Annotated in this window: 27 protein-coding genes and 1 tRNA gene; 21 read left to right on the forward strand and 7 right to left on the reverse strand. The window is 57.6% G+C overall.

Annotation, left to right across the window (positions count from 1 at the left end; translation table 11 throughout):
- Positions 1-198 precede the first annotated feature (198 nt).
- The 4 genes from FHK92_RS10035 (at position 199) to FHK92_RS10050 (ending at position 3,268) form a co-directional block, all read left to right on the forward strand.
- On the forward strand, positions 199-534 hold the full coding sequence (locus FHK92_RS10035; protein WP_181287912.1) for a DUF2442 domain-containing protein: 336 nt from the start codon (positions 199-201) through the stop codon (positions 532-534).
- Positions 535-1,372: 838 nt separating this feature from the next.
- A complete protein-coding gene (locus tag FHK92_RS10040; protein ID WP_181287913.1) occupies positions 1,373-1,732 on the forward strand; it encodes a DUF6124 family protein in 360 nt (119 codons plus the stop codon).
- A 180-nt stretch (positions 1,733-1,912) separates the two neighbouring features.
- Entirely contained in the window at positions 1,913-2,518 is a 606-nt protein-coding gene (locus FHK92_RS10045; RefSeq protein WP_181287914.1) for a hypothetical protein, read from the forward strand.
- Positions 2,519-2,902: 384 nt separating this feature from the next.
- A complete protein-coding gene (locus FHK92_RS10050) occupies positions 2,903-3,268 on the forward strand; it encodes a DUF6124 family protein (RefSeq protein ID WP_181287915.1) in 366 nt (121 codons plus the stop codon).
- A 104-nt stretch (positions 3,269-3,372) separates the two neighbouring features.
- Here FHK92_RS10050 and FHK92_RS10055 read toward each other — a convergent pair whose 3' ends face one another.
- Genes FHK92_RS10055 through FHK92_RS10065 form a run of 3 tightly spaced genes read right to left on the reverse strand, consistent with a single transcriptional unit; the run spans position 3,373 to position 5,433 of the window.
- The gene (locus tag FHK92_RS10055) at positions 3,373-4,071 is read right to left on the reverse strand and encodes a hypothetical protein (protein ID WP_181287916.1); all 699 of its coding nucleotides are present in this window, start codon (positions 4,069-4,071) and stop codon (positions 3,373-3,375) included.
- Between the two features lie 4 nt (positions 4,072-4,075).
- Positions 4,076-4,549: a hypothetical protein gene (locus FHK92_RS10060; protein ID WP_181287917.1), complete on the reverse strand. Its 474-nt coding sequence runs from the start codon at positions 4,547-4,549 to the stop codon at positions 4,076-4,078.
- Positions 4,546-5,433: a ParA family protein gene (locus tag FHK92_RS10065; protein ID WP_181287918.1), complete on the reverse strand. Its 888-nt coding sequence runs from the start codon at positions 5,431-5,433 to the stop codon at positions 4,546-4,548. Before FHK92_RS10065 ends, FHK92_RS10060 begins: the two co-directional genes overlap by 4 nt.
- Positions 5,434-5,973: 540 nt before the next feature.
- On the opposite strand from FHK92_RS10065, the gene FHK92_RS10070 reads away from it, so the two are divergent.
- Complete coding sequence (locus FHK92_RS10070) at positions 5,974-6,168, forward strand: hypothetical protein (RefSeq protein ID WP_181287919.1); 195 nt, start codon at positions 5,974-5,976, stop codon at positions 6,166-6,168.
- Positions 6,165-6,497 (forward strand): low molecular weight protein tyrosine phosphatase family protein, encoded by a 333-nt coding sequence (locus FHK92_RS10075; protein WP_181287920.1) that lies wholly within the window; start codon positions 6,165-6,167, stop codon positions 6,495-6,497. Before FHK92_RS10070 ends, FHK92_RS10075 begins: the two co-directional genes overlap by 4 nt.
- Here the strand turns inward: FHK92_RS10075 and FHK92_RS10080 are convergent.
- From FHK92_RS10080 to FHK92_RS10090, 3 genes are all read right to left on the reverse strand, one after another.
- The gene (locus FHK92_RS10080; protein ID WP_181287921.1) at positions 6,487-7,536 is read right to left on the reverse strand and encodes a PD-(D/E)XK nuclease domain-containing protein; all 1,050 of its coding nucleotides are present in this window, start codon (positions 7,534-7,536) and stop codon (positions 6,487-6,489) included. The genes FHK92_RS10075 and FHK92_RS10080 overlap by 11 nt on opposite strands.
- Before the next feature lie 85 nt (positions 7,537-7,621).
- Positions 7,622-7,951 carry a hypothetical protein gene (locus FHK92_RS10085; RefSeq protein WP_181287922.1) on the reverse strand — a complete coding sequence of 110 codons (330 nt, stop codon included), beginning with the start codon at positions 7,949-7,951 and terminating at the stop codon, positions 7,622-7,624.
- A gap of 347 nt (positions 7,952-8,298) precedes the next feature.
- Positions 8,299-8,383, reverse strand: a tRNA-Leu gene (locus FHK92_RS10090).
- Positions 8,384-8,491: 108 nt separating this feature from the next.
- Here FHK92_RS10090 and queA point away from each other — a divergent pair.
- The 6 genes from queA (at position 8,492) to FHK92_RS10120 (ending at position 14,575) form a co-directional block, all read left to right on the forward strand.
- The gene (queA, locus tag FHK92_RS10095) at positions 8,492-9,541 is read left to right on the forward strand and encodes a tRNA preQ1(34) S-adenosylmethionine ribosyltransferase-isomerase QueA (protein ID WP_181287923.1); all 1,050 of its coding nucleotides are present in this window, start codon (positions 8,492-8,494) and stop codon (positions 9,539-9,541) included.
- A 14-nt stretch (positions 9,542-9,555) separates the two neighbouring features.
- Positions 9,556-10,671 (forward strand): tRNA guanosine(34) transglycosylase Tgt, encoded by a 1,116-nt coding sequence (tgt, locus tag FHK92_RS10100; protein WP_181288045.1) that lies wholly within the window; start codon positions 9,556-9,558, stop codon positions 10,669-10,671.
- A gap of 43 nt (positions 10,672-10,714) precedes the next feature.
- Positions 10,715-11,053, forward strand: a complete 339-nt coding sequence (gene yajC / locus FHK92_RS10105) for a preprotein translocase subunit YajC (RefSeq protein ID WP_003227923.1) — start codon at positions 10,715-10,717, stop codon at positions 11,051-11,053.
- A gap of 63 nt (positions 11,054-11,116) precedes the next feature.
- The gene (gene secD / locus FHK92_RS10110) at positions 11,117-12,985 is read left to right on the forward strand and encodes a protein translocase subunit SecD (RefSeq protein WP_181287924.1); all 1,869 of its coding nucleotides are present in this window, start codon (positions 11,117-11,119) and stop codon (positions 12,983-12,985) included.
- Between the two features lie 9 nt (positions 12,986-12,994).
- The gene (gene secF / locus FHK92_RS10115) at positions 12,995-13,909 is read left to right on the forward strand and encodes a protein translocase subunit SecF (RefSeq protein ID WP_181287925.1); all 915 of its coding nucleotides are present in this window, start codon (positions 12,995-12,997) and stop codon (positions 13,907-13,909) included.
- 117 nt (positions 13,910-14,026) lie between these two features.
- Entirely contained in the window at positions 14,027-14,575 is a 549-nt protein-coding gene (locus tag FHK92_RS10120; protein WP_014336691.1) for a glycine zipper 2TM domain-containing protein, read from the forward strand.
- 318 nt (positions 14,576-14,893) lie between these two features.
- Here the strand turns inward: FHK92_RS10120 and suhB are convergent, their stop codons facing one another.
- On the reverse strand, positions 14,894-15,712 hold the full coding sequence (suhB, locus tag FHK92_RS10125) for a type III secretion system regulator SuhB (RefSeq protein WP_003185165.1): 819 nt from the start codon (positions 15,710-15,712) through the stop codon (positions 14,894-14,896).
- A gap of 144 nt (positions 15,713-15,856) precedes the next feature.
- On the opposite strand from suhB, the gene trmJ reads away from it, so the two are divergent.
- The 9 genes from trmJ (at position 15,857) to fdx (ending at position 22,995) form a co-directional block, all read left to right on the forward strand.
- On the forward strand, positions 15,857-16,627 hold the full coding sequence (gene trmJ, locus FHK92_RS10130; protein WP_181287926.1) for a tRNA (cytosine(32)/uridine(32)-2'-O)-methyltransferase TrmJ: 771 nt from the start codon (positions 15,857-15,859) through the stop codon (positions 16,625-16,627).
- Between the two features lies 1 nt (position 16,628).
- Positions 16,629-17,405, forward strand: coding sequence for a serine O-acetyltransferase (gene cysE / locus FHK92_RS10135; RefSeq protein ID WP_181287927.1), 777 nt, complete (start codon positions 16,629-16,631; stop codon positions 17,403-17,405).
- A gap of 267 nt (positions 17,406-17,672) precedes the next feature.
- A complete protein-coding gene (gene iscR, locus FHK92_RS10140) occupies positions 17,673-18,164 on the forward strand; it encodes a Fe-S cluster assembly transcriptional regulator IscR (RefSeq protein WP_030139599.1) in 492 nt (163 codons plus the stop codon).
- Positions 18,165-18,214: 50 nt separating this feature from the next.
- Positions 18,215-19,429: an IscS subfamily cysteine desulfurase gene (locus FHK92_RS10145; protein WP_030139598.1), complete on the forward strand. Its 1,215-nt coding sequence runs from the start codon at positions 18,215-18,217 to the stop codon at positions 19,427-19,429.
- Between the two features lie 43 nt (positions 19,430-19,472).
- A complete protein-coding gene (gene iscU / locus FHK92_RS10150; protein ID WP_003185157.1) occupies positions 19,473-19,859 on the forward strand; it encodes a Fe-S cluster assembly scaffold IscU in 387 nt (128 codons plus the stop codon).
- Positions 19,860-19,883: 24 nt separating this feature from the next.
- Positions 19,884-20,207: an iron-sulfur cluster assembly protein IscA gene (gene iscA / locus FHK92_RS10155; RefSeq protein ID WP_030139597.1), complete on the forward strand. Its 324-nt coding sequence runs from the start codon at positions 19,884-19,886 to the stop codon at positions 20,205-20,207.
- A gap of 8 nt (positions 20,208-20,215) precedes the next feature.
- Entirely contained in the window at positions 20,216-20,737 is a 522-nt protein-coding gene (gene hscB / locus FHK92_RS10160; protein ID WP_030139596.1) for a co-chaperone HscB, read from the forward strand.
- A gap of 50 nt (positions 20,738-20,787) precedes the next feature.
- On the forward strand, positions 20,788-22,650 hold the full coding sequence (gene hscA, locus FHK92_RS10165; protein ID WP_181287928.1) for a Fe-S protein assembly chaperone HscA: 1,863 nt from the start codon (positions 20,788-20,790) through the stop codon (positions 22,648-22,650).
- A gap of 3 nt (positions 22,651-22,653) precedes the next feature.
- Positions 22,654-22,995, forward strand: a complete 342-nt coding sequence (gene fdx / locus FHK92_RS10170; protein WP_030139594.1) for an ISC system 2Fe-2S type ferredoxin — start codon at positions 22,654-22,656, stop codon at positions 22,993-22,995.
- Positions 22,996-23,005 lie beyond the last annotated feature (10 nt).

The following is a 23,005-nucleotide window of genomic DNA, read 5'->3' on the forward strand; positions in this document are numbered from 1 at the left end:
ACGCGGTGCTCGGTTGTAGCGCTTGGGGTGGGTGAAGCGGGGGATTATCGGGGTGCGGAGCGGGCGGGGACTTTGCTGGAGCGGATGGGGGCTTTGCGGGAGGGGATGGATGGGGAAGATTTTGGGTGTAGCCTTGGCAACGAATCACAAGGCCGACCCGCAAAGCGTGTGGAATGAACAGAATCGGAGACATTGCCCATGACCTGCGAAGCCAGAATCAACAGCGTGAAGCCTGTCCCGGGCCAACGTGCGTTGCAAGCGGAGTTTGCCAACGGCAAGCGCTATGACGTAGACCTGCAGGCACATATCCGACAATTCCCGGTGCTGAAACCCTTGGTCGATCCGTCCTCGTTCGGCACTGCCCAAGCGGGCGAATGGGGCTTTGATGTGCGTTGGAGTGATGGTTTGGAACTGGCCGCTGTCACCTTGCATCGGTTGGCGCTGGAGCAAGCCGGTGAGGTTGCCAACAGGCATTTGAGTGCTGGATATCGAACGACAATCCCCGCCGACGACCCAGACCCGGCCACTGGCTGATTGGGGCTGCTGCGCAGCCCAGCGGGAGCAAGCTCCCTCGCCACGGGATAACCGGATGTCCAATGAATCCATTCACAACGCTCTCATTGTGGGAGCGAGCTTGCTCGCGATAGCGGTGCGTCAGTCAGCGAGTATTCAAGCGGACCCAACCTCACAGAACGAAACCCGCCCCATGTCCGAAAGAGGACAGATCCATTTATTACCACGCTGCTCAGTTGAGTAAACGCTGAACCCCCGTGGCGAGGGAGCTTGCTCCCGCTGGGCTGCGCAGCAGCCCCTCTTCCTCCACCGGCCAACCGCTCACGCCAGCCAAATGAAGCCCTGTCAGTAACGCCCGACAGACACTGTCCAAAAGGGACAGATCCATTTATTCCTACGCTGCCCTGTTGAGTAAACACCGACCCCCGTGGCGAGGGAGCTTGCTCCCGCTGGGCTGCGCAGCAGCCCCTCTTCATCCATCGGCCAACCGCTCACGCCAGCCAAATGAAGCCCTGTAAGCAAAGCCCGACAGACACCGGCACAAAGCCCCGCCAGCCCACAGCGCCTTGCGCCTTTGCCTACAACTACGCCAGAATCCGCCGGCTTGTGCGCCTTGGGTTACGTCGGTAGTTTGGGTTCGGTCACTGCTCATCAGTGATCGGGTTTAGCAGCTCGCCGAGTTAAGTCGCACAACGCGTCATCAGTCAGGAATCCCCATCCCTGCACTTGATGGTGGCTGTGCGCAGGGCGCCCTCGGGCGCGCCGATTTCTTAACTCGTCGGTCTGCTAACCTGCGTACAGCTGCCTCCCAATTCGTTTAGCAGCGAACGGGTCGTGGCCTCAATAGAGAGTTAAGACCATGGTCAAAATTACACCGAACCCTCCCGTTACCGACGAACACGTCTCCCGTGCTCAATCTGCCCGCAACAAGAAAATCGACGACGCTGCCACGCGGGCGTTGGATTACTACCTGAAGCCCAAGCCTAAGGACGAAAAGCCAGACAAGACCGACTCCATTTTTCGGATTGACCCGGCTGTGGATTCTGAATGTTTGCTTGCGAACCTCAGTGAGAACCTGGCTTCGGCGAATGCCATGATCAGCGATTTGGCGTTCGATCTGGATGGCTCGCGAAGGCAGGTTGCGTTGGGGATTTTGCAAGTGATTGAGGTGAGTGAACTGTTGGCGAATCGGGCGTTGGATATTGTTGAAGTAAGATAGCCGAGGCGCTCGGCGTCGGTACAAGAGAGGTCTTGGCAACGAGACCTCTTTTTTGTAGTGAATTGCTTACCCCAAACAAACCCAGACCTGGACGTAGGCAAGCTGATAGAAGACCTGAAGCAATAACAGCTCAGACGGAACCGGAGTGCTGCACGCCTCCTCATGGATCAGGAGTTATGGATGACCGCTGTCTCGACACTCAAGCAGTACTCGCTAAAAAGCTGGGCCGCGATCGTGGCTGTTGTTGGCTTACTAGCCGGATTCCCCAGCATTTCATCCTGGTTGGCCGAAATGCGGGCTGACTACTACAAAAGTCATTTCATTGGCCGTTGGAACGAAGAGTTCAGCTATCCCAATGCCGGAGGCGTCCAGTTCGAGTTCAAGGGCATGATCGAATACTTCGCCAACAACCATTACAACGTCAGCGGCGTTGTCGCGTTGGTAGGAACAGAGCCCTCGAAACCTTACAGGCTCGAATACAGCGCCAATGGCGCCGGGACCTGGAGCGCAGACAGCGAAAACCTGTCGTTCACGCTGCAACAGATGAAGACATTTCCCAAGACCTACACGGTTGACGGCGAAGATATTTCGCCGTTGACGGTGGCGCGATTTATCGGCCCCAGCATGCCCAACCTCAGCGATTTCTTTCCCGATGGGGGATCCGGACAGGCGCGCATCAAGGAGGTTGAGAAGAACAAGATTGTCTTGGAGCAAATGGACTTGCAGGGCAGACCCTTCATCGTGACGACCCATCGTCAGGTAACTGAGCTGCCTAAGAAGCCTTGATTCGAGGCTCGGATACCCGGCTGAAAATGGATAACGTAGGCCGAGTCTGTCAGGCATCGAGCGACCTCCGCCCATAAGCCACATCGCCTTGCGCCTTTGCCTACAACTACGCCAGAATCCGCCGGCTTGTGCGCCTTGGGCCGCGTCGGTAGTTTGGGACCTGTCACTGCTCATCAGTGATCGGGTTTAGTCGCCCGCCGTAGCTAAGTCGCTCAAGCGTCCGTCAGTCAGGTATACCAATCCTGCACTCGATGGTGGCTGTGCGCAGGGCGCCTCCGGGCGCGCCGATTTCTTAGCTCGTCGGTCGACTAACCTGCGTACAGCTGCCTCCCAATCGTTTAGTCGCGAACGGGTCGTAGCCTCAACCAAAAGAGAGCTAGGACCATGGTCAAAATTACACCGAATCCCCCAGTTACCGACGAACACGTGTCTCGTGCTCAGTCTGCGCGTAACAAGAAAATTGATGACGCTGCCACGCGGGCGTTGGATTATTACCTGAAGCCCAAACCCAAGCCTAAGAGCGAAAAGTCTGACAAGACCGATTCCATTTTTCGGATTGATCCGGGTGTGGATTCTGAGTGTTTGCTGGCGAATCTCACTGAGAACCTTGCTTCGGCGAATGCCATGATCAGTGATCTTGCGTTCGATCTGGATGGCTCGCGAAGGCGGGTTGCGTTGGGAATTTTGCAGGTTATTGAAGTGAGCGAGCTATTGGCGAATCGGGCTTTGGATATTGTTGAGGTGAGGTAGCAGCTAAACTGCCGCTGACATGGAAAAGGTCTTGTTTAACAAGACCTTTTTCAATAAAACCGTCCCCTTTTTTCCTATATTGTCGTGACGCCACGGTAAAAAACTCACTTGCCATGAAAGAATGTTTTCTTTTGAGCTTTCGATTTGAATCGTGACTCTAGAGACTTTATCAAAGTTGGAGGGATTTGTGTCCAGCCGGATGCGAGGAGTGAAAACAGTGTGTCACTAATGTATTCATCTACTTCGTGAGCGAGCTTTGGTAGGTCATCTACAAAATCAGCTCCCCTCACAACATCCTTAAGCTCATTGATCATTGGTAGGGTGCTTAAACTTTGAGAGTGGATGTGAGCGGATAAAAGTCTATATGGATCTACTTCAGTGCGAGTCATGGTGTCTTTCAATATTCCATATCTGGAGCCAAACTCGCCACAATATTTGGCCAAGTAATCCAAGATTTCTTTTTTTAGCTTAAAGCCGTCCCCGGTATTATTTACAAACTCCCACTCCACGCTATGATCTTTGAAGTAGAGCCAGCTTAGTATTAGATCAATTTCTGTGCGCATCGCTAGCAAAGCTGGTCTAACCAACCCTAAACCAGAACAGGCCGCCACCTCTCTAAGAGACGAAACTGCTCCATCAAGTAACTCATCGGCTACGCCGGTTTTTAGACTATTGAGATATGGTACCCAGTCTAGAAATAATTTTGACTGGCGATCAATTTCAGAGATCACAAAAACGCCACTTGCATCTGAGAATTGCCTAGCCGAAGTTAAAAGATCCGCTAGTTGTTTTTTGGCTGGCATTCCTTTACTCCTTTAAGGTCCAGTCGTCCTTGTCGTTTAGTCCGTGCACTATTTGGTTTCTGAGTCGGCTCGCAACATGCAATAGTTCCGAGTCGCTGAAGTCTCTGCTCAGCATTCGAATCCAAGCCGTAAAACCATTTTTAGGATTTGGCGTAGGTACTGTTCTATTAGGGTATGCCTCCCTAAGCATGTGCTCGAATGCAATAAAGCCTTGTTTTACAGTAAGGCTAGACTCTGTTATAAGTAATTTTTGTATTTTCTCCGCAACGCTATGGTCTTTGTAATATTCATCCTGATTTTTTTTAATGAAAACCTTTTCTTTAGTTTCTCCCGTCAAAGCTTTATTGGCTCTGTCAAATTCTGATAGCATTTTTTTTGTGTCGGAGTTCTTTATGGTCTGAATTATGTCTTCAGCTCCGTATCGATCAAATCCAGCCGCTGCAAGAAGCATAAAAAGTCTTTTTATGTCGGAGTTCATAATTCCCACCCTAGAGGTATTTTTAGCTCGTGCGCGATCTTTGTAAGATTTCGCTTAAGGGCGTTTACATGAGGTAATTTCTTATCTGTTGCACATCCAACTCTTCCTTCCTTGGCGCTCAATAAGCTAGATGATTTTAAAATGGTAGGGAGTGTTGCAGGGCCGAATTTTGAGTTGGCGCGCAAGGTGCTTTCAAACTCAGTGCTCATTGAGTTTCCTGGTCCCCCGTTTATTAAAACAATCTGCTTGGGTTTGGTAATAATGGCGGGAAGCCCGTTTACAAATTCGTCCAGTAGCTCCAGGCCTAGCATGGAATATAGGTCTGATCGGACCGGAATTAATAAGTGGCTTGATGCCGTTAGCGCACAAAGACTCATGAAGGAGCTGCTAGGGTTGCAATCTATAACGATTAAGTCATATTCCTTTTTGGCGGCCTCCACGAATTCTAGAAATCTTTTCTGGACGGGTATTAAAGATTTTGGATCGTCAACTAAAGTGTATTTGGTCATCCTGAAATCACCAGGCACAAGTCCTAGTGCCGTTTTCTTGCTCTCAGTCCAAATTAACAATTGCTTCATTACTTCGTCTGTCGAAGGTGGAGGTCCTAAGTTTTTTGCAATTGTGAATAGCGTAGGGGTGGATGGGGGTTCCATTACGGAAAAAACAGTTTTATTGTTTTTTTGGTATCCTTGATATTGTGCCTGAGTCATCAAGGTTTGAGTTAAGTTGAATTGCGGGTCGAAATCTATAATCAGAATAGATTTCTTTAAAACATCCACCATGTGTCTAAATAGATGAGCGCTGATAGTGGTTTTCCCCACCCCGCCCTTCATGTTTAGAACGGATATAACAGGTACATTGGTTGCATCGCTTCCTTGAGCCACCCTCATTACCTCGCCGCTAGAATTTATGGAAGTTTTTTGGATTAGCTATTGGTGCTGGACTAATATCACAAATCCTGCGTTTCGCATACACGAAAAGGGAACGGATTTATTTTCTTTTGCTTTGCTAGCAATGGTCGACACCCTCCCCTTATTTTATCCCGAAACGACAGCCGTTACGGACCGTCCAACTACAGCTATCCACCCCCACCCACACTAGCCACAACCCAATTCACGCTTACCATCCCACCACCTCGTATTACCGCGGCTGCTGAACCGGTACTCGCGAAGAAACAACCATGGAAGAACCCACAGCTGGAGACGCGCAGGAGAGAAAAGGGGACGGATTTATTAACTTTAGCCTTGGCCGGGAGCAATCGGTCCTTTCTTTTTGCGTTTGCATCCCGAATCGATAGCCAATACGGACCTCCAACCGCAGCTATCCAACAGCGCCCACACTAGCCACAACCCCAATTCACGCTTACCATTTCTCCAACTCGTATTACCGCGGCTGCTGAACCCGGTACTCACGAGGAAATGACCATGAAAAGAACCCGTAGCTGGAGACGCGCGCAGTCCCGCAAACACGGTGGACGCGAAGCGATTAGTCCGCAGGACTCCAAGCCAGAAAAGAATTGGAAGCTGATCTATACCCGTGCCGATAAGCTACACCGGGCGCGTCAGCTCGGTATGAGTTATCCCATTCGCACGACTCGCCAACTGTTGGATAAAGAGTGACCAATCTCCTGTTCGTTTGCAGTCGTAACCAATGGCGTAGCCCTACCGGGGAGGCGATCTGGCGTCGGCGTCCTGGTTTCGGGGCGCGTTCGGCGGGCACCAGCCCCAATGCACGCAAACCAGTCGGCCCAGCGGATATCCGTTGGGCCGATGTCATTTTTGTAATGGAGCGCAAGCACGAGCATCGGCTACGAGCAGAGTACGCTCGGCTGCTTGAGCACAAACGGCTGCATGTTCTGGATATTCCCGATGATTATCGCTTCATGGATCCTGAACTGGTGGACATGCTTGAGCGAGCGGTGACGTCATACCTGTGTACTAATGGCTAGGCGAAACGATCAGGCTTACAGGTAACTCGCCTGCAATTTCCGATAACTCCGTTTGCAATGCTGCAGGGTTTTTAACAAGGCCGCGGAGGTCGTAAACGAAGAAAATGATTGCATGGCATCCGGGATGGCCCCGATAGCGTGCGATATCCAGAATAAGCTCGTCGGCTAGCGATCTTGCAGTCATACCATCGCGCGTCATCTTGAGCTCCAGAAAGAGCCCATGTTCAGGGAGGAGGAAGTCTGCGCGGGTGGCGCCTGCTGCCATGCTCGGGGACGGCTCTTCAGGCTTTACATTGTCGAACTGCAATCTTAGCAATGCATTGACCAAGAATTGGACGTCGTATTCATCGTCGAGCTGAATTCCCTTTCGGCCGCGTGGGCGGTGTTCCAGATCTTTCGCAAAACGATGAAAACGCAGCAGCATGCGCTCGACGACCTGATCGGCTTGCTCTACGGTTGCGGGTAGTACAGGCATATCGAGGGAGAAGTGATCTTGCAATATCTGTTCTTCAAGCCTGCGTTGCGCTTTTGGTGGTCCTTGGAAAATCGCGCAGGTTGCTACCCCGATCAGAAGCAATTCGATGGTCAGAAACAAAACCAGATAGCCTATAGCCACTGTAACTTTGTACTGGCCATCAAGCTTGTATTTACTGCCTCCTCCCTGCCTAGGCTCGTCTCGTGGTACCAGTTTCAGATTAAACGTGACCATCACCCCGCCAATTCGGTGAACGCCCTGTAAACCACGTAGCGAATCCAGGCCGATCTCCCCCCGGTTATAAAGGTCGAGCAGAGCAAAAATCTCCTGGGTTGCCTGCTGATACTCCTCGCTATTGATCACCTCAAGCACTGCGGGATTGGTAACGCCCGAGTCCTCAAAGCGAGGGGCTATCCATGAGCAGTAAGTGAGTATGGGCATCAACGTCAGTATCGTGAACCCGACCTTGGCGAACATGCGCCAGCGTCGGTTCTCCATCACTAACTCACCCAGAGTGTCGTAGTCTTTGCTTCTATCAAACAGTGCAGAGATCCATTTCAGCAAAGCGTTCTTCTCCAATATGTTCGGTTGCGCTAGGCGCGCATTATGTGGGAGAAGTAACTGATTTTTCCCCCAACGCCCCACAGGTTCACTGGATATCTTTCAGGTAACCCCTAAGCTTGAGTAGCGGACCCTGAAGCTCTTCCATCGTCTGGATAGCTTCAAATTCAGTCGCCAACCGCCCCAGTTCCCGCCCCAAAATCGTATTCCTGCCCCCAATTGCCTCTAGTGCCAAGTCCAGGCAACGCTGCACTTTCGCCTGAATACTCTGAATATCTTCCCTACGCACCAACAACCCAAAAACCTCACGGTCGCAACTGCCCATCAACGGATCATCCCGCAGAATCGGGCTGTGGCCTTCCGTCTCATAAGCCAGCTTGAGGGAGTAAAGAGCGACCGTTTCCAGCAGCAATTCCATGGGGTGAAATCCTTTGTGACTGGGTGAGGAGGGTAGGGTGTGTTGGGTTGAGGGTTTATGGCTTGGTGGGTGCTAGTCGGAGTATCGGTGTGTGGTGTGGCTTTTTTGTGAGCGCTTTGCGCTCAAGCGGGAGCAAGCTCCCTCGCCACGGGTTCTTCACCCTGGTACCGGTTGTTTCTTGCCGTGGGTTCTTTCTCGCCACTTGGTTGGTATTTGGGGGCTGCTTCGCGGCCCAGCGGGGATAAATCCCCTCGCCACAAAAGCGGGGCTGGTGGTGTTGATCATGGGCAAACCACTTTTCTGCAGGCGAAAAAAAAGACCTTGAATTTCAAGGTCTTTCTTTAAGATGGTGCCCCGAGGGAGACTCGAACTCCCACTCCTTTCGAAAACGGATTTTGAATCCGCCGCGTCTACCAATTCCGCCATCAGGGCTCAATGGCGGCGAAGTATAGAGAGGTGCCTACCGTTGGTCAATCACGTTTCATGGTGAATTTTTAATATTTCCGCTAGACTTTCCGGCCCTGCTAGACGAACCCCATCATGCGTGTTGCTGACTTTACCTTCGAACTCCCGGATTCGCTGATCGCTCGCCACCCTCTGGCCGAGCGTCGCGCCAGTCGACTGTTGACCCTGGACGGGGTCAGCGGTGCCATGGCTCACCGTCAATTCACTGATTTGCTCGAGCATTTGCGCCCGGGCGATTTGATGGTGTTCAACAATACCCGAGTGATTCCCGCGCGTTTGTTCGGCCAGAAGGCCTCCGGCGGCAAGCTGGAGATTCTGGTGGAGCGGGTGCTGGACAGCCATCGCGTGCTGGCCCATGTGCGGTCGAGCAAGTCGCCCAAGCCGGGTTCGTCGATCTTGATCGACGGCGGCGGTGAGGCGCGGATGGTGGCCCGGCATGATGCGTTGTTCGAGCTGGCGTTTGCCGAAGAGGTGTTGCCGCTGCTCGACCGTGTCGGGCACATGCCGTTGCCTCCTTATATAGACCGCCCGGACGAAGGTTCGGACCGCGAGCGTTATCAGACCGTGTACGCCGAGCGTCTGGGGGCGGTGGCGGCGCCGACGGCGGGGCTGCATTTTGATCAGCCATTGCTGGAGGCGATTGCCGCCAAGGGCGTGGAGACGGCGTTCGTGACGCTGCACGTCGGCGCGGGGACGTTCCAGCCGGTGCGCGTGGATCGCATCGAAGACCACCACATGCACAGCGAATGGCTGGAAGTCAGCCAGGACGTGGTAGATGCCGTGGCGGCCTGTCGTGCGCGCGGCGGTCGAGTAGTGGCGGTGGGGACCACCAGCGTGCGTTCCCTGGAAAGCGCCGCGCGCGATGGCGTGCTCAAGCCGTTCAGTGGCGACACCGACATCTTTATCTACCCGGGCCGGCCGTTTCATGTGGTCGATGCCCTGGTCACTAACTTTCATTTGCCCGAATCCACGCTGTTGATGCTGGTTTCGGCGTTCGCCGGTTATCCCGAAGCCATGGCCGCCTACAAGGCCGCCGTCGAGCATGGGTACCGCTTTTTCAGCTACGGTGATGCGATGTTCATCACCCGTAACCCCGCGCCACGCGGGCCCGAGGAAACCGTATGAGTCGCACCTGTCGCATGTCCTTCGAGTTGCTTGCCACCGATGGCAAGGCTCGTCGCGGACGCCTGACCTTCCCCCGCGGAACCGTGGAAACCCCTGCGTTCATGCCGGTGGGCACCTACGGCACGGTCAAGGGCATGTTGCCGCGTGACATCGAGGCGATTGGCGCGGAGATCATCCTAGGCAACACGTTCCACCTGTGGCTGCGCCCGGGCATGGAAGTCATCAAGGCCCACGGTGACCTGCACGATTTCATGCAATGGAAAGGCCCGATTCTGACGGACTCCGGCGGCTTCCAGGTGTTCAGCCTCGGCGCGATGCGCAAGATCAAGGAGGAGGGCGTGACCTTCGCCTCTCCGGTGGACGGTTCCAAGGTGTTCATGGGCCCCGAAGAGTCGATGCAGGTGCAGCGCGACCTGGGCTCGGACATCGTGATGATCTTCGATGAATGCACGCCGTACCCGGCCGATGAAGACGTGGCGCGGGTCTCGATGGAGCTGTCGTTGCGCTGGGCCCAGCGTTCGAAGAATGCCCACGGCGACAACACCGCTGCGCTGTTCGGCATCGTGCAGGGCGGCATGCACCGCGACCTGCGCATGCGCTCGCTGGAAGGCCTGGACAAGATCGGCTTCGACGGCCTGGCGATTGGCGGCCTGTCGGTGGGCGAACCGAAGCACGAGATGATCAAGGTGCTCGATTACCTGCCGGGCGAAATGCCCGCTGACAAACCTCGTTACCTTATGGGCGTTGGCAAACCGGAAGATCTGGTTGAGGGTGTGCGCCGCGGGGTGGACATGTTCGATTGCGTGATGCCAACCCGTAATGCCCGCAATGGGCATCTGTTCATCGACACCGGTGTGCTGAAGATCCGTAACGCGTTCCATCGCCATGATGATTCGCCGCTCGATCCGACGTGCGATTGCTACACCTGCCAGAACTTCTCCCGCGCTTATCTGCATCATTTGGACAAGTGCGGCGAAATGCTCGGCAGTATGCTCAATACCATCCACAATTTGCGCCATTATCAGGTGCTTATGGCTGGTTTGCGCGAGGCTATCCAACAGGGTACATTGGCCGCCTTTGTCGAGGCCTTCTATGCCAAGCGCGGGTTGCCTGTTCCGCCTTTGGACTGAGTTTTCCGATCCTAAGATTCAATACTTGCAACTGGAGTGCTAAATGAGCTTTTTTATCTCTAACGCCATGGCTGATGCCGCTGCACCTGCTGCTGCCGGCCCTATGGGCGGTGGTTTCGAGTGGATTTTCCTGGTCGGCTTCCTGGTCATCTTCTACCTGATGATCTGGCGTCCACAGGCCAAGCGCGCCAAAGAGCAGAAGAACCTGCTCAGCAGCCTGGCCAAGGGTGACGAAGTGGTCACCACCGGCGGCATCGCTGGCAAGATCACCAAAGTGGCCGATGACTTCGTGGTACTGGAAGTGTCCGACACTGTTGAAATGAAGTTCCAGAAGGGCGCTATCGCGGCCACGCTGCCAAAAGGCACGCTGAAAGCGATCTAAGTAACAACTTCAATTCAATCGACGGGGCGCGCAAGGCGCCCCGCGTCATAAGCGGGCGGCGTGATGCTGAACAAATACCCTCTGTGGAAATACCTACTGATCCTGGCGGTGCTGGCGGTCGGTCTGATTTATTCCGCTCCCAATCTTTACCCGGATGACCCGGCCATTCAGGTCAGTGGCGCAAGCACTGCGCTGCAGGTCACCCAGGCCGATCTGGACCGCGCGAGCGCTGCGCTCAAGGCGTCCAACATCGAAGTCAAGGCTGCGTCCATCGCCGAAAACGGCAAGGGCGGCCTGTTGCGACTGGTCAAGGCTGAAGACCAGCTGCCAGCCAAGGACGTGGTGCGCAAGGCGTTGGGCGACGATTACGTTGTAGCCCTGAACCTGGCCCAGACCACCCCGCAATGGCTGCGTAAACTCGGCGCCCACCCAATGAAGCTGGGCCTGGACTTGTCCGGTGGTGTGCATTTCCTGCTGGAAGTGGACATGGAAAAAGCCCTTGATGCGCGCATGAAAGTCTACGAAGGCGACGTCAAGAGCCTGTTGCGCAAAGAGCGCGTGCGTTATCGCAGTCTGCCGCCACTCGACGCTGCCATTCAGCTGGGCTTCAGCGATGAAGACACTCGCGAGCAGGCCCGTGCGCTGATCCGCAAGAACTTCAACGATTTCGACGTTGTGCCGGCCGACCTCAATGGCCAACCGGTGCTGCGTCTGGCGATGACCCCGGCCAAGCTGGCGGAAATCCGCGAATACTCCATCAAGCAGAACTTGACCACGGTACGTAACCGCGTCAACGAACTGGGTGTGGCCGAGCCGATCGTGCAGCGCCAGGGCGCCAACCGCATCGTGGTTGAGCTGCCGGGCGTGCAGGACACCGCTGAAGCCAAGCGTATCCTCGGCAAGACTGCCAACCTGGAATTCCGCCTGGCCGCTGAGCCGGGTGCGTCCAAGGCGACTTCCGAGAGCTTCGAGTTCCGCGAGGGCAATCGCCCGGCGGCGCAGATCGAGCGCGGCCTGATCATCACTGGCGACCAGGTGACTGACGCCAAGGCCGGCTTTGATGAGCAAGGTCGTCCGCAGGTGAACATCCGCCTGGACGGCCACGGCGGCGAACTGATGAACCGCGCCACGCGCAGCAACGTCGGTCGCAGCATGGCGGTGATCTTCATCGAGCAGAAGCCGACCACCACCTACACCAAGCAAGTGGTCAACGGCGTCGAGAAAGACGTACCGGTCCAGACTTTCAAGGAAGAGAAGAAGATCATCAGCCTGGCGACCATCCAGTCGCCACTGGGCAGCCAGTTCCGCATCACCGGCCTGAACGGCCAAGGCGAATCCTCGGAACTGGCCCTGCTGCTGCGTGCCGGTGGCCTGGCCGCGCCGATGTACTTCGCTGAAGAACGCACCATCGGCCCGAGCCTGGGTGCCGACAACATCACCAAGGGCATCAACGCTTCCCTGTGGGGCATGCTGTTCGTGTCGCTGTTCATCATCGCCATCTACCGCTTCTTCGGCATCATCGCCACCGTCGCGCTGGCGGTGAACATGGTGATGCTGCTGGCCTTGATGTCGTTGCTCGGCGCCACCCTGACCCTGCCGGGTATCGCCGGTATCGTGTTGACCATGGGTATGGCGGTGGACGCCAACGTGCTGATCTTCTCGCGGATACGTGAAGAGATCGCCGCGGGCATGTCGATCCAGCGGGCAATCAACGAAGGCTTCGGCCGGGCATTCACCGCGATCCTCGACGCCAACCTGACCACGTTGCTGGTCGGCGGGATTCTCTTCGCCATGGGCACCGGCCCGGTCAAGGGCTTCGCAGTGACCATGTCCCTCGGGATCTTTACCTCGATGTTCACAGCCATCATGGTGACCCGCGCAATGGTCAACCTGATCTTTGGCGGTCGTGACTTCAAGAAGTTGTGGATTTAAGGGGCTGCCATGTTACGTACAATCAACTTCATGGGCGTTCGCAACATTGCGTTCGGCGTCACATTGTTCCTTACGGCCCTCGCGTTGTTCAGCTGGGCCACCAAGGGCCTGAACTACGGCCTGGACTTCACCGGCGGTACGCTCATCGAGCTGACCTACGAGCGTCCGGCCGACGTCACCAAGGTGCGTGAGCAACTGGCAACTTCGGGCTACAGCGATGCCATCGTGCAGAGCTTTGGTGCGACGACTGACCTGCTGGTGCGCATGCCGGGTGAAGACCCGCAGTTGGGTCACCAGGTGGCCGAGGCCTTGCAGAAGGCTGGCGGCGACAACCCGGCGCAGGTCAAGCGCGTCGAGTTCGTCGGCCCGCAGGTGGGTGAAGAGCTGCGCGACCAGGGCGGCCTCGGCATGCTGATGGCGCTTGGCGGCATCCTGATCTACCTGGCTTTCCGCTTTCAGTGGAAGTTCGCGGTGGGCGCGATTGTCTCGCTGATCCACGACGTGATCGTGACCGTGGGCATCCTGTCGTTCTTCCAGATCACCTTCGACCTGACGGTACTGGCGGCGGTGCTGGCGATCATCGGTTACTCGCTCAACGACACCATCGTGGTGTTCGACCGGGTGCGTGAAAACTTCCGTGTGCTGCGCAGGGCGTCGCTGATCGAGAACATCAACATCTCGACCACCCAGACCCTGCTGCGGACCATGGCGACATCGATCTCCACATTGCTGGCGATTGCCGCGCTGCTGTTCTTCGGTGGCGACAACCTGTTCGGTTTCTCCATCGCACTGTTCATTGGCGTGCTGGCGGGTACCTACTCGTCGATCTACATCGCCAACGTGGTGTTGATCTGGCTGAATCTGAACAGCGAGGACCTGATTCCTCCAGCTGCTGTAGAGACCGAGGTGGACGACCGCCCGTAAGGCTCGGTTTTCCGTCCGTCACCGCTGAAAAGGCGCGAGTTGAACTCGCGCCTTTTTTTATGCTCCAAGGCTGGGAGAAGCGCGGATTATTCCGCTTGTGATGGTCAGGAGGTTCAAGTGAACAAATCGATGCTGGTTGGTGCGGTATTGGGTGCTGTCGGTGTAACAGCCGGTGGTGCGGTCGCCACCTACAGCTTGGTAAAAAGTGGCCCTGAGTATGCGCAAGTATTGGCCGTGGAACCGGTCAAGACCCAGATCAAGACTCCGCGTGAAGTGTGCAAGGACGTCACCGTGACTCGGCAGAAGCCAGTCCAGGACCAGCACCAGATCGCCGGCACCGTGCTCGGCGCTGTGGCCGGTGGCCTGTTGGGCAACCAGATCGGCGGCGGCACCGGCAAGAAAATCGCCACCGTGGCCGGCGCGGCCGGTGGTGGTTATGCCGGTAACAAGATCCAGGAAGGCATGCAGGAACGCGACACCTACACCACCACCCAGACTCGTTGCAACACGGTCAATGACATCAGCGACAAGGTTGTAGGCTACGACGTTCGCTACATGCTCGATGGCAAGGAAGGCAAAGTCCGCATGGACCGCGACCCGGGCAACCAGATCCCGGTGAGCAAGGAAGGCCAACTGATCCTTGGCCAGAACGAACCGGCCCAGTGATCCAACCGCTATAAAAAAAGCACCCTTCGGGGTGCTTTTTTTACGCGCGCATTTCCACGCTCCACCACCAATCCCCGGTGGGAGCGAGCCTGCTCGCGAAAGCGACGGGTCAGCTTGTATCAATATTCAAGAAAGTAATCGACTGTGGCGAGGGAGCTTGCTCCCGCTGGGCTGCGCAGCAGGCCCAAAATCTTGCGGTCGCTGCGCAACCGAGCGGGAGCAAGCTCCCTCGCCACGGAGTGTTCACATCTGAACTGAGTGATTTCAACAGGCATAAAAAAAGCACCCCTAAAGGTGCTTTTTCTGTAGCCGAGCTGCTTAGCGCTTCAGCGAAGCCGGCAGGTGCGGCTGGATAGCCGTCAACACTGCCTTGAAGCATTTGGTGTTGCCAGCAACGATGTGGCCTTTCTCAAGGAAATCGTGGCCACCGGTGAAGTCGCTCACCAAGCCGCCAGCTTCCTGGATCAGCAGGGCACCCGCAGCCATGTCCCACTCGGACAGGCCCGATTCCCAGAACGCATCGAAACGACCGGCAGCGACATAAGCCAGGTCCAGGCTTGCAGCACCGGCGCGGCGGATGCCCGCGGTCTGGCCGACCAGGGCGCGGAACATGCCCAGGTAGTTGTCCAGGTTGTCCATCTGGTCGTCACGGAACGGGAAACCGGTACCCAGCAGGGCGCCGTCGAGGCTGGTGCGGCCGCTGACGCGCAGGCGACGACCGTTCAGTTGGGCGCCACGGCCACGGCTGGCGGTGAATTCTTCCTGGCGAACCGGGTCCAGCACGACGGCGTGTTCCAGGCGACCACGGTACTTGCAGGCGATGCTGACAGCGAAGTGTGGAATGCCACGCAGGAAGTTGGTGGTGCCGTCCAGCGGATCGATGATCCACAGGTACTCTTCGCCTTCGATGCCGGTACCGGCGTGCATGCCAGTCTCTTCACCGAGGATGGAGTGGTTCGGGTAAGCCTTGCGCAGGGCGTCGACGATTTTCTGTTCGGCGGCGCGATCCACCTCGGACACGTAGTCCTTGGCGTCTTTTTCATCGACCTTGATGGTATCCAGGCGCTCGATGGAGCGGAAGATCAGTTCACTGGCGCTGCGGGCGGCGCGCAGCGCGATATTCAGCATGGGCTGCATGGATGTGTCACCTAAGGTTGTTAAAGAAAGCCGCGCATTCTATCAGAACTTTTTCTCAGGAGAAGGTTGGTGTTCGCTTTCATAGCTTAACGGTAGGTGCTTAGGTAAGATTTGCTCCCTTTTAAGTGTTCGAGAGCGCCTCCCTTGTTGCAGAACATTCGTGTCGTCCTGGTCAATACCAGCCATCCGGGTAACATCGGCGGAGCTGCGCGGGCCATGAAGAACATGGGCCTGTCGCGGCTGGTGCTGGTCGAGCCTCGCTCGTTTCCCCATCATGAAGCCGATGCCCGGGCGTCCGGTGCCAATGACATCCTGGCCAATGCCGAGGTTGTCGCCACGCTGGAAGACGCCTTGGTGGGTTGCAACCTGGTGCTCGGCACCAGTGCCCGCGACCGCCGTATCCCCTGGCCGCTGCTCGATCCCCGCGAGTGCGGCACCAAAGTGATCGAGGAAGCCGGGCAGGGCGCGCAGATCGCCTTGGTGTTTGGCCGTGAAGATTCCGGCCTCACCAATGAAGAGCTGCAGCGATGTCATTTCCACGTGCATATCCCTTCCGACCCCGGCTTCAGCTCGCTGAACCTCGGGGCGGCGGTGCAGGTGTTGAGTTATGAAGTGCGCATGGCCTGGCTGCAAGCCGAAGGTCAGCCCAGCAAACTGGAAAAATACGAGGCGACGTCGCCGCGCAGTGAGACACTGGCGACCATGGACGAACTGGAGCGATTCTATGAACACCTGGAGCAGACCCTGGTGGACATCGAATTCCTCGACCCGGACAAGCCTCGGCACTTGATGGCGCGCCTGCGTCGGTTGTACGGACGAAGCTCGGTAAGCCGGGCGGAAATGAATATATTGCGCGGCATCCTCACGGAAACCCAGAAAGCGGCCCGTGGCGAGCTGATTAAGCGGAAGGAATAAAATGTTCGAACGTTTGCGTGAAGATATCCAGAGCGTCTTTCATCGTGACCCGGCGGCGCGCAATGCCTTTGAAGTGCTGACCTGCTACCCGGGCATGCACGCCATCTGGATCCATCGCCTGTCCGGCGCCTTGTGGAACATGGGTTGGAAATGGCTGGCGCGGCTGGTCTCGAACTTTGGGCGCTGGCTGACCGGGATCGAAATCCACCCGGGCGCCAAGGTCGGTCGCCGGTTCTTCATCGACCACGGCATGGGCATCGTCATTGGCGAGACCGCCGAGATTGGCGATGACGTGACGCTGTACCAGGGCGTGACCCTCGGCGGCACCAGCTGGAACAAAGGCAAGCGTCACCCGACGCTGGAAGACGGTGTTGTCGTGGGTGCCGGTGCCAAGGTGCTCGGGCCGTTCACGGTCGGGGCGGGGGCGAAGGTCGGCTCCAACGCGGTGGTGACCAAGGCCGTGCCGCCCGGCGCGACCGTGGTGGGCATTCCGGGGCGGATCATCGTCAAGTCCGATGACGAGCAGGACGCCCGTCGCAAGGCCATGGCCGAGAAGATCGGCTTCGACGCCTACGGTGTCGGCGAAGACATGCCCGACCCGGTCGCTCGGGCGATCAACCAGTTGCTCGACCACCTGCAAGCCGTGGATGGGCGCCTGGAGGGGATGTGCGGCGCCCTGAAGGAGCTGGGGAGTAATTATTGTGCCAAGGACCTGCCTGAACTGCGCGAAGAGGATTTCGCGTGTGTGAAGGACAAGGATGAGACCCAGGCCAGCTGAAACCCTGCTGGCCTCATCGCGAGCAAGCTCGCTCCCACATGGGATTTGCGTCGTACATGAGTTATGTGCTCGCCAGAGAGCCCTGTGGGAGCGAGCTTGCTCGCGATGAACGATAACGCGGTATCGCTGGTCGTTAGCCGCCTACCTTTGCTATCATTCGCGCGCTCTTTTGCGGGTAAATCCGAGTAAAGTACTAGGTCTTATACTTGACTTAAATACTCGGGAATTGCATACTCGCCCCCATTCCGAACTCCGTGGTAATTGTCCATGCGACTGACTACAAAAGGCCGATACGCCGTGACCGCAATGCTGGATCTGGCATTGCATGCGCAGCACGGGCCGGTGTCCCTCGCCGATATCTCCGAGCGCCAAGGCATTTCCCTGTCTTACCTCGAACAGCTGTTCGCCAAGCTGCGCCGCAGCAACCTGGTCTCCAGCGTTCGCGGCCCCGGTGGCGGCTACCAGCTGTCGCGCGAGATGCAAGGCATCCAGGTCGCCCAGGTGATCGATGCCGTGAACGAATCGGTCGATGCGACCAAATGCCAGGGGCTGGGCGATTGCCATGGCGGCGATACTTGCCTGACCCATCATCTGTGGTGCGACTTGAGCCTGCAGATTCACGAATTTCTGAGTGGTATCAGCTTGGCCGACCTTGTGACTCGCCGTGAGGTGCAAGAAGTAGCCCAGCGTCAGGACCAGCGCCGTTGCAATGGCAAGGCGCCGCACCTGGACAAGATCGAAGCGTCCGCCGTCGAATGACTGCCGCAGAGCACGCGGAACGCCAGCCAGCCTGATTTAGGAGAGAGTCCATGAAATTGCCGATTTACCTTGATTACTCTGCGACCACCCCGGTTGATCCGCGTGTCGCGCAAAAGATGAGTGAATGCCTGCTGGTCGACGGAAACTTCGGTAACCCGGCGTCCCGCTCCCACGTCTTCGGCTGGAAGGCCGAGGAGTCGGTGGAAAACGCCCGTCGCCAAGTCGCCGACCTGGTCAACGCCGACCCGCGTGAAATCGTCTGGACCTCCGGTGCCACCGAGTCCGACAACCTGGCAATCAAGGGTGTCGCGCATTTCTACCACACCAAGGGCAAGCACCTGATCACCTCCAAGATCGAGCACAAGGCTGTCCTGGACACCACGCGCCAACTGGAGCGTGAAGGCTTCGAAGTCACCTACATCGAGCCCGGTGAAGACGGCCTGATCACCCCGGCCATGGTCGAAGCCGCCCTGCGCGACGACACCATCCTGGTCTCGATCATGCACGTGAACAACGAAATCGGCACCGTCAACGACATCGCAGCCATCGGCGAACTGACCCGTTCCAAGGGCGTCCTGTTCCACGTCGACGCGGCGCAATCCACTGGCAAGGTCGACATCGACCTGTCCAAGCTGAAAGTCGACCTGATGTCGTTCTCCGCCCACAAGACCTACGGCCCTAAAGGCATCGGCGCCCTGTACGTCAGCCGCAAGCCGCGTGTTCGTCTCGAAGCGACCATGCACGGCGGCGGTCACGAGCGTGGCATGCGTTCCGGTACCCTGGCGACCCACCAGATCGTCGGCATGGGTGAAGCCTTCCGCGTCGCCAAGGAAGACATGGCGGCCGAGAACGTGCGCATTAAGGCCTTGAGCGACCGTTTCTTCAAGCAGGTCGAGCACCTGGAAGAGCTGTACGTCAACGGCAGCATGACCGCCCGCGTCCCACACAACCTGAACCTGAGCTTCAACTACGTTGAAGGCGAGTCGCTGATCATGGCGCTCAAGGATCTGGCCGTGTCGTCCGGTTCGGCGTGCACCTCGGCTTCGCTGGAGCCTTCGTACGTACTGCGCGCCCTGGGCCGCAACGACGAACTGGCCCACAGCTCCATCCGCTTCACCTTCGGCCGTTTCACCACCGAAGAAGAAATCGATTACGCCGCGCAGAAAGTCTGCGAGGCCGTGACCAAGCTGCGCGCTCTGTCGCCGCTGTGGGATATGTACAAAGACGGCGTCGACATTTCGAAAATCGAATGGGCGGCGCACTGAGAAGTCGCCACCAGAGCGGCTCCACTGATGAGGATTGAAGCAAATGGCATATAGCGAAAAGGTCATCGACCACTACGAGAACCCGCGCAACGTCGGCAAGATGGACGCGCAGGATCCTGACGTCGGCACCGGCATGGTCGGCGCCCCGGCGTGCGGCGACGTGATGCGCCTGCAGATCAAGGTCAACGAGCAAGGCATCATCGAAGATGCCAAGTTCAAGACCTACGGCTGCGGTTCCGCCATCGCGTCCAGCTCCCTGGCCACCGAGTGGATGAAGGGCAAGACCCTCGACGAAGCCGAAACCATCAAGAACACCCAGCTGGCCGAAGAACTGGCCTTGCCGCCAGTGAAAATCCACTGCTCGGTACTCGCTGAAGACGCCATCAAGGCCGCCGTTCGCGACTACAAGCAGAAGAAAGGCTTGATCTGATCCGCGTTACGGTAAGGAGTTTCCATGGCTATCCAGATGACAGAAGCGGCAGCTAAGCATGTGCAGCGTTCCCTTGCAGGGCGCGGCAAGGGCGAGGGTATCCGCCTGGGTGTTCGCACCACGGGCTGTTCCGGCCTCGCCTATGTACTGGAATTCGTCGACGAAGTCGGTGAAGACGACCAGGTGTTCGAAAGTCATGGTCAGAAAGTGATCATCGACCCGAAGAGCCTGACGTACCTGGACGGCACCGAGCTGGATTTCGTCAAGGAAGGGTTGAACGAAGGCTTCAAGTTCAACAATCCCAACGTGCGCGGTGAATGTGGCTGCGGCGAAAGCTTCAACATCTGAGGCTGCTCGTGGGTACTCCTTGTCATTTTGCGTTGTTCCAGTTGCAGCCTGCTTTCCAGCTGGACCTCGATCAGTTGTCCGCGCGTTATCTGGAATTGGCCCGTGGTGTCCATCCCGACCGCTTTGCCGATGCCTCCGAGGCTGAGCAGCGGCGGGCGCTCGAGCAGTCGGCGAACCTCAACGAGGCTTACCAGACGCTCAAGAACCCGGCCAAGCGCGCGCGCTATTTGCTCGCCATCAGCGGTCATGAGCTGCCCCTGGAAGTCACGGTGCACGATCCCGAGTTCCTGTTGCAGCAGATGCAATGGCGCGAGGAGCTTGAAGACCTGCAGGACAGTGCCGACCTGGCTGGTGTCGCGGTATTCAAGCGGCGCTTGAAAGATGCCCAGCACACGCTCAACGAAAGCTTCGCAGCCTGCTGGAACGATGCAGCGCAACGCGAACAGGCCGAACGCCTGATGCGGCGCATGCAGTTCCTCGACAAGCTCACCCACGAAGTGCGCCAGCTAGAAGAGCGCCTCGACGATTAACCCAGTGCCGCTCCGGTCGCACGCCTGATTACAGATAAGTCCTGATTACGATGGCCCTACTGCAGATCGCCGAACCCGGCCAAAGTCCACAACCGCACCAGCGTCGCCTGGCTGTCGGGATCGACTTGGGTACCACCAATTCCCTGGTCGCTGCCTTGCGCAGCGGTCTTTCCGAACCGTTGGCCGACGAGCAGGGGCGGGTGATCCTGCCGTCCGCCGTGCGTTACCACGCCGACCGCGTCGAAGTGGGCGAGTCGGCCAAGCTGGCCGCCGCCACCGATCCCCTGAATACCATTGTCTCGGTCAAGCGCTTGATGGGTCGTGGTCTGTCCGACGTCAAGCAATTGGGCGACCAGCTGCCGTACCGCTTCGTTGGCGGCGAATCCCACATGCCGTTCATCGAAACCGTGCAGGGCCCGAAAAGCCCGGTCGAGGTTTCCGCCGACATCCTCAAGGTCCTGCGCCAACGTGCCGAAGCGGCGTTGGGCGGTGAACTGGTGGGCGCGGTGATCACCGTCCCTGCATATTTCGATGACGCCCAGCGCCAGGCCACCAAGGACGCTGCCAAGCTCGCCGGTCTCAACGTGCTGCGCCTGCTCAACGAGCCGACTGCCGCTGCCGTTGCCTACGGCCTGGACCAGCACGCCGAAGGCCTGGTCGCCATCTACGACCTGGGCGGCGGTACGTTCGATATTTCCATCCTGCGCCTGACTGGCGGTGTCTTTGAAGTCCTCGCTACCGGCGGCGACAGCGCCCTGGGCGGCGATGATTTCGACCATGCCATCGCCGGCTGGATCATCGAGCAGGCGGGTCTCTCCGCCGACCTCGATCCGGGTGCCCAGCGCCATCTGCTGCAAACCGCCTGCGCCGCCAAGGAAACCTTGACCGACGCCGCCTCTGTTGAAGTCGCTTATGGCGATTGGAACGCCACCCTGACCCGTGAAGCCTTCAACGCGCTGGTCGAACCCATGGTCGCCCGCAGCCTCAAGGCCTGCCGCCGCGCCGTGCGTGATTCCGGCGTAGAGCTCGAAGACGTCAAGGCCGTGGTCATGGTCGGTGGTTCGACCCGCGTGCCTCGGGTTCGCGAAGCCGTTGCCGAAGCCTTTGGCCGCCAGCCGTTGACCGAAATCGACCCGGATCAAGTCGTCGCCATCGGCGCCGCGATCCAGGCCGATAGCCTGGCCGGCAACAAGCGCGACGGCGGCGAACTGCTGTTGCTCGACGTGATTCCGTTGTCCCTGGGGCTGGAAACCATGGGCGGCCTGATGGAGAAGGTGATTCCGCGCAACACCACCATCCCCGTTGCCCGCGCCCAGGATTTCACGACTTATAAAGACGGCCAGTCGGCCATGATGATCCACGTGCTGCAAGGCGAGCGTGAATTGATCAGCGACTGCCGTTCCCTGGCTCGGTTCGAACTGCGTGGCATCCCGGCCATGGTCGCCGGTGCGGCGAAGATCCGCGTGACCTTCCAGGTCGATGCCGACGGTCTGCTCAACGTTTCCGCTCGCGAACTGGGTTCGGGCGTGGAAGCGAGTATCCAGGTCAAGCCTTCCTATGGCCTGACCGACGGTGAAATCGCCAAGATGCTCAAAGACTCGTTCCAGCACGCCAGTGACGACAAGGTCGCCCGTGTGCTGCGCGAGCAGCAGGTTGACGGCCAGCGCCTGATCGAAGCCGTGCAGGCCGCCCTAGAAGCCGATGGCGACCGTTTGCTCGACGCCGAAGAGCGCATGGTTATCGAAATGCAGATGCAAGAACTCTCCGAATTGATCAAGGGCACGGATGGTTATGCCATCGAGCAGCAGACCAAGCGTCTGTCGCACGTCACCGATGCCTTTGCTGCCCGCCGCCTGGACTCGACGGTGAAAGCCGCCCTGGCGGGGCGCAACCTGAATGAAATCGAGGAATAACTGATGCCGCAGGTGATTTTTCTGCCCCACGAGAAGTTCTGTCCGGAGGGCATGGTCGTGGAGGCTGAGCCCGGGATTTCCATTCTCGAGCTGGCCCATGAGCACCATATCGAGATGGAAAGTGCCTGTGGCGGCGTCTGCGCTTGCACGACCTGCCATTGCGTCATTCGTGAAGGGTTCGACTCGCTGGAAGAAGCAGACGAACTGGAGGAAGATTTCCTCGATCGGGCCTGGGGCCTGGAAGCGCAATCGCGCCTGGGTTGCCAAGCTATCGTCGGCACCGAAGACCTGACCGTCGAAATTCCGAAATATTCGCTTAACCATGCGGCCGAAGCGCCGCACTGATGGTGACACT

The sequence above is a fragment of the Pseudomonas brassicacearum subsp. neoaurantiaca genome, from assembly GCF_013608025.1.
Classification (GTDB): domain Bacteria; phylum Pseudomonadota; class Gammaproteobacteria; order Pseudomonadales; family Pseudomonadaceae; genus Aquipseudomonas.

What these genes read in the sequence shown, in the direction of transcription:
- FHK92_RS10145 (WP_030139598.1), top strand. Translation starts at nt 18,215, where the DNA reads ATGAAATTGCCGATTTACCTTGATTACTCTGCGACCACCCCGGTTGAT.
- iscA (WP_030139597.1), top strand. Translation starts at nt 19,884, where the DNA reads ATGGCTATCCAGATGACAGAAGCGGCAGCTAAGCATGTGCAGCGTTCC.
- fdx (WP_030139594.1), top strand. Translation starts at nt 22,654, where the DNA reads ATGCCGCAGGTGATTTTTCTGCCCCACGAGAAGTTCTGTCCGGAGGGC.
- iscU (WP_003185157.1), top strand. Translation starts at nt 19,473, where the DNA reads ATGGCATATAGCGAAAAGGTCATCGACCACTACGAGAACCCGCGCAAC.
- FHK92_RS10085 (WP_181287922.1), bottom strand. Translation starts at nt 7,951, where the DNA reads ATGGAATTGCTGCTGGAAACGGTCGCTCTTTACTCCCTCAAGCTGGCT.
- yajC (WP_003227923.1), top strand. Translation starts at nt 10,715, where the DNA reads ATGAGCTTTTTTATCTCTAACGCCATGGCTGATGCCGCTGCACCTGCT.
- hscA (WP_181287928.1), top strand. Translation starts at nt 20,788, where the DNA reads ATGGCCCTACTGCAGATCGCCGAACCCGGCCAAAGTCCACAACCGCAC.
- FHK92_RS10035 (WP_181287912.1), top strand. Translation starts at nt 199, where the DNA reads ATGACCTGCGAAGCCAGAATCAACAGCGTGAAGCCTGTCCCGGGCCAA.
- FHK92_RS10045 (WP_181287914.1), top strand. Translation starts at nt 1,913, where the DNA reads ATGACCGCTGTCTCGACACTCAAGCAGTACTCGCTAAAAAGCTGGGCC.
- secD (WP_181287924.1), top strand. Translation starts at nt 11,117, where the DNA reads ATGCTGAACAAATACCCTCTGTGGAAATACCTACTGATCCTGGCGGTG.
- cysE (WP_181287927.1), top strand. Translation starts at nt 16,629, where the DNA reads ATGTTCGAACGTTTGCGTGAAGATATCCAGAGCGTCTTTCATCGTGAC.
- FHK92_RS10040 (WP_181287913.1), top strand. Translation starts at nt 1,373, where the DNA reads ATGGTCAAAATTACACCGAACCCTCCCGTTACCGACGAACACGTCTCC.
- iscR (WP_030139599.1), top strand. Translation starts at nt 17,673, where the DNA reads ATGCGACTGACTACAAAAGGCCGATACGCCGTGACCGCAATGCTGGAT.
- secF (WP_181287925.1), top strand. Translation starts at nt 12,995, where the DNA reads ATGTTACGTACAATCAACTTCATGGGCGTTCGCAACATTGCGTTCGGC.
- FHK92_RS10070 (WP_181287919.1), top strand. Translation starts at nt 5,974, where the DNA reads ATGAAAAGAACCCGTAGCTGGAGACGCGCGCAGTCCCGCAAACACGGT.
- tgt (WP_181288045.1), top strand. Translation starts at nt 9,556, where the DNA reads ATGTCCTTCGAGTTGCTTGCCACCGATGGCAAGGCTCGTCGCGGACGC.
- FHK92_RS10050 (WP_181287915.1), top strand. Translation starts at nt 2,903, where the DNA reads ATGGTCAAAATTACACCGAATCCCCCAGTTACCGACGAACACGTGTCT.
- suhB (WP_003185165.1), bottom strand. Translation starts at nt 15,712, where the DNA reads ATGCAGCCCATGCTGAATATCGCGCTGCGCGCCGCCCGCAGCGCCAGT.
- FHK92_RS10055 (WP_181287916.1), bottom strand. Translation starts at nt 4,071, where the DNA reads ATGCCAGCCAAAAAACAACTAGCGGATCTTTTAACTTCGGCTAGGCAA.
- queA (WP_181287923.1), top strand. Translation starts at nt 8,492, where the DNA reads ATGCGTGTTGCTGACTTTACCTTCGAACTCCCGGATTCGCTGATCGCT.
- FHK92_RS10060 (WP_181287917.1), bottom strand. Translation starts at nt 4,549, where the DNA reads ATGAACTCCGACATAAAAAGACTTTTTATGCTTCTTGCAGCGGCTGGA.